This window comes from Cellulomonas septica, assembly GCF_012396155.1.
Taxonomy (GTDB): Bacteria; Actinomycetota; Actinomycetes; order Actinomycetales; family Cellulomonadaceae; genus Cellulomonas; species Cellulomonas septica.
This window is the reverse complement of record NZ_JAAXOY010000248.1, coordinates 1-4,775: the sequence shown is the minus strand read 5'-3', so window position 1 is coordinate 4,775 and position 4,775 is coordinate 1. Positions and strand designations below refer to the sequence as shown.

The 4,775-nt window shown below is 73.0% G+C and carries 3 protein-coding genes; 1 reads left to right on the top strand and 2 read right to left on the bottom strand.

Annotated elements, in window-relative coordinates:
* On the top strand, window positions 1-725 hold a 725-nt coding region (locus HGA02_RS10740), incomplete at its 5' end, for an NAD(P)-binding domain-containing protein (protein WP_168679002.1).
* A gap of 83 nt (window positions 726-808) precedes the next feature.
* Here HGA02_RS10740 and HGA02_RS10735 read toward each other — a convergent pair.
* On the bottom strand, window positions 809-2,227 hold the full coding sequence (locus tag HGA02_RS10735) for a cellulase family glycosylhydrolase (protein WP_168679001.1): 1,419 nt from the start codon (window positions 2,225-2,227) through the stop codon (window positions 809-811).
* 319 nt (window positions 2,228-2,546) lie between these two features.
* On the bottom strand, window positions 2,547-4,559 hold the full coding sequence (acs, locus tag HGA02_RS10730; RefSeq protein ID WP_343035437.1) for an acetate--CoA ligase: 2,013 nt from the start codon (window positions 4,557-4,559) through the stop codon (window positions 2,547-2,549).
* Window positions 4,560-4,775: the final 216 nt, after the last annotated feature.

The window sequence follows — 4,775 nt, the reverse complement described above, 5'->3', positions numbered from 1 at the left end:
GGGTCGTCTGGCGTGCGCGCGGGCTCGTCAACGCGACCGGCACGTGGGGCAAGCCGTTCTGGCCCGCGTACCCCGGGCGCGGCGTGTTCGGCGGCCGCCAGCTGCACGCGCGCGACTTCCGGTCCGCGGCCGACCTGGCCGACGGGCACGTCGTCGTCGTGGGCGGGGGCACGTCGGCCGTGCAGCTGCTCCTCGAGATCGCCAAGGCCACGTCGACGACGTGGGTGACGCGCCGGCCGCCGACGTGGCGCGACGAGGAGTTCACGCCCGAGGTCGGCCGCGAGGCCGTCGCGCTCGTCGAGCAGCGCACCCGTGCGGGACTGCCGCCGGACAGCGTCGTCAGCGTGACCGGGCTGCCGTTGACCGACGCCTACCGCGCCGGGATCGAGGCCGGTGTCCTGCGCGCGCGGCCGATGTTCAGCCGGATCGTGCCCGGTGCCGTCGAGTGGGACGAGGTCCCGGCGCTCGAGGAGGGCTGGGTCGACGGGCCGTCGCGCGTCGAGGCGCGGACGATCCTCTGGTGCACCGGGTTCCGGGCCGCTCTCGACCACCTCGCGCCGCTCGGCCTGCGGGCGCGCGGCGGCGGGATCGTCATGGACGGGACGCAGGTCGTCGCCGACCCGCGCGTGCAGCTCGTCGGGTACGGGCCGTCGGCCTCGACCGTCGGCGCCAACCGCGCGGGCCGCGAGGCGGTCCGTCACCTGCGTCGCCTGCTCTCCCTCTGACCCCGGCGGTCGAGCCTCGACGCAGCGACGCCGGGGCCGTCGCGGAGGACGACCCCGGCGTCACCGGGTGAGACGTCAGTCGGTCAGGCGCAGCTGACCGGGATCGTGCCGGCCGGGGCGGTGCCCGACGCGACGAAGCCGTACTCCGCCTTCGCGCCCGCGCCGAGCAGGCCGTTCCACGCGGCGTTCTTGACCGTGACGGACGTGCCGATCGTCGTGTAGGTGCCCGACCAGCCGGACTGGATCGAGCCGCCGGACGGGAGCGCGAACTGCGTCGTCCACGAGCCGATCATCGCGTTGCCCGCCGTGACGGTCACGCCGCCCTGCCAGCCGCCCGGCCACGAGCCCACGACCCGCAGCACCGCGGTGCACGTGCCGCCCGGGTTCGACGTCGGGGTCGGCGTCGGGGTGGTCGGCGTGGGGTTCGGGGTGGTGGGGGTGGGGTTCGGCGTCGTGGGCGTCGGGTTGGGCGTGGTCGGGTCGACCGTGCCGCCGTAGATCTTCGCCGTCTTCGCGGTGGCCTTGATGCCGTTCGCACCGTCGAAGATGCGCGTGCCCCACGACGTCTTGGCCGCCGGGTTGAACGCCGTCACCATGTCGAGGTACTCGACGCCGCCGCCGTTGCCCGACCAGGACCAGCCGTAGTAGCCGATCCCGCGCGCCACGGCCTCGGACATGATCGTGTCCTCGTCGGGGTTGCCGTCGGAGTGGTCGAACCCGAACTCGCCGATGACGAGCGGCAGGTTCTTCGCCTTGAACGCGTCGAGGTACGTCTTGATGGTCGAGGCGTTGTTGTAGACGCCGTACATGTGGACGGAGAACAGGGTGTTCGCGTCCGGGTCGGCCGCTGCGACCGTGGCGGCCTGGTCGCGCATGATGCCCGCCCAGTCCTGACCCCAGCTCGGGGCGTCGACGACGATGTTGTGGTGCAGCCCGGCGGCGCGCAGCTTCTTGATCGCCGCGGAGGTGTCGGCCGCCCAGCCCGCGTTCGCCGTCGCGTTGTTGCCGTAGGGCTCGTTGCCGATGTTGATCTGGACGTAGTCCTCCTGCCCGATCAGCGCGGACTTGATGCCCACCCAGTAGTTCGCCGCGGTGTCGAGCGTGACGGCGCCCGACTGCTCGCCGTAGCCCGTCGTGTCGTGGTTCTCGAGCATGCAGATCAGCTTGTTGGCCTTGCACAGGCTGATGATGTTCGCGACGTCGGCGGCGTCGTTCTTCGTCCAGCGGTCGCCGCCCGACAGCACGACGCGCAGCGCGTTCGCGCCGGCCGCCCGGATCGCGGGGATCGCGGTCGCCGTCTGCGACGTGTACCAGGTGTGGGCGTGGCTGACGCCGCGCGCGACGAACGGGGTGCCGTCCTTCTCGACGAGCTGCGTGCCGGAGACGCGCAGACCGGGCGGGGTGACGGCGTTCGCCGCCGTCGAGACGAGCGACACCGCGCCCAGCGCGACGACCGCCGACGCCAGGGCGGCGCCGGTCAGCAGGGACAGTCGGGATCTCATGGACATCCTCGTTTCCGGGTGTGTGACGACCGCCGCGAGCCCGGGTTCCAGCTCGACGCCCGCGCCGGTGCGGACCGTGGTCGCACCCGCCCGCCGTTCCGCCGGCCGGTCGACGGGCGGGTGCCGGGCGCCAACACAACCAGGGCGGGAAAGCGTCCCCCAGAGCCCTAAACGCTTCACCGGTCGGGCCGTCCGGCGGGGTCTCCCGATAGGGTCGCCCGCCGCTCCCGGCCGCCCGTCCCCGGACGCACGACGACCCGGTCCCGGGTGCCGCTGCGAGGTCGCGAGCGGCACCCGGAACCGGGTCGACGAGGGTGGGTCAGTCCTCCGAGCTCGCGGCGGGCTTGGAGAGACCCTGCGCGATCAGGTCCATGACGGAGGAGTCCGCGAGGGTCGTCGCGTCGCCGACCTGGCGGTGCTCCGCGACGTCGCGCAGCAGGCGGCGCATGATCTTGCCGGACCGCGTCTTGGGCAGCTCCTGCACCACCAGGATCTGCCGCGGCTTCGCGATCGGGCCGATCTCCTTCGCGACGTGGTTGCGCAGCTCGGTCTGCACCTCGTCGCCGGACTTGCCGGCGCCCCCGGCCCCGCCGCGCAGGATCACGAACGCGACGACGGCCTGACCGGTCGTCTCGTCCGTCGCGCCCACGACCGCGGCCTCCGCGACCCACGGGTGCGACACGAGCGCCGACTCGATCTCGGTCGTCGACAGGCGGTGGCCGGACACGTTCATCACGTCGTCCACGCGGCCGAGCAGCCAGATGTCGCCGTCGTCGTCCTTCTTGGCCCCGTCGCCCGCGAAGTACAGGCCCGGGAACCTCGACCAGTAGGTGTCCTTGTAGCGCTCCGGGTCGCCCCAGATGCCGCGCAGCATCGACGGCCACGGCTCGGTCAGGACCAGGTAGCCGCCGCCGCCGTCGGGCACGGGGTGCGCCTCGTCGTCGACGACGTCCGCCGCGATGCCCGGCAGCGGCACCTGCGCCGACCCCGGCTTCGCCGCGGTGACGCCCGGCAGCGGGCTGATCATGATCGCGCCCGTCTCCGTCTGCCACCACGTGTCGACGACCGGCGTGCGGTCGCCACCGATGACGCGGCGGTACCACATCCACGCCTCGGGGTTGATGGGCTCACCCACCGAGCCGAGGACGCGCAGCGACGACAGGTCGAACTGCGCGGGGATCTCCTCGCCCCACTTCATGCACGTGCGGATCGCCGTCGGGGCCGTGTAGAGGATCGAGACCTGGTACTTCTGGACGATCTCCCACCAGCGGCCGCGGTGCGGGGTGTCGGGCGTGCCCTCGTAGATGACCTGCGTCGCGCCGTTCACGAGCGGCCCGTAGACGACGTACGTGTGCCCGGTGATCCAGCCGATGTCGGCCGTGCACCAGTACACGTCCGTCTCCGCCTTGAGGTCGAAGACGTTGCGGTGCGTGTACGCCGCCTGCGTCAGGTAGCCGCCGGTCGTGTGGAAGATGCCCTTCGGCTTCCCCGTGGTGCCCGACGTGTAGAGGATGAACAGCGGGTGCTCGGCGTCGAGCTCGACCGGCGTGTGCTGGTCCGACGCGGAGTCCACCACGTCGTGCCACCAGACGTCACGGCCCTCGGTCCACGCGACGTCCTGCTCCGTGCGCCGCACGACGAGCACGTGCTCGACCGACGGCGTGCCCTTCTCGAGCGCCTCGTCGACGGCCGGCTTGAGCGCCGACGGCGCCCCACGGCGGTACCCGCCGTCCGCGGTGACGACGAGCTTCGCCTCCGCGTCGACGATGCGCGACGCGAGCGCCTCCGCCGAGAACCCGCCGAAGACGACCGAGTGCGGCGCGCCGATCCGCGCGCACGCGAGCATCGTCACGACGGCCTCGGGGACCAGCGGCATGTAGATCGCGACCCGGTCGCCCGTGCCGACGCCGAGCGCCGTGAACGCGTTCGCCGCCTTCGACACCTCGCGCTGCAGGTCGGCGTACGTGAGGGACCGGGAGTCGCCGCCCTCGCCCTCGAAGTGCAGCGCGACCCGGTCGCCGCGGCCCTCCTCGACGTGCCGGTCCACCGCGTTGTACGCCGCGTTCAGCTTCCCGTCGGCGAACCACGTCGCGAACGGCGCCTGGGACCAGTCGAGGGTCTGCGTGAACGGCGTCGACCAGGTCAGCAGCTCGCGGGCCTGGTCCGCCCAGAACGACGGACGGTCGGCCGCGGCCCACGCGTACAGGTCGCCGTGGGCGTTCGCCTGCGCGGCGAACTCGGGGGACGGGGGGAAGCGGCGGTCCTCGGAGAGCAGGTTCTCCAGCCCGGAGGGCTTCTCGGAGGACTCGGTGGCAGGGGTGGTGTCGGTCACGTGCGACCTCCTGTGCGCAACGGCGTCGGTGCGGAACCCGGGAGCGACCGGGTCAGAACAGGCACTCTAGCCGCGCGTGATCCGCGCCCGCCCGAGCAGATCACCACGCGGCGGCGCACCGGCGCCGCGTCGCTCGAGCGGCGGGAGCGCGTGGTGGCGCGCGGGCGAGGGCGCCGGCCGGTCAGACGCGGTGGCGCTCGCGGAACTCGCCGAGGT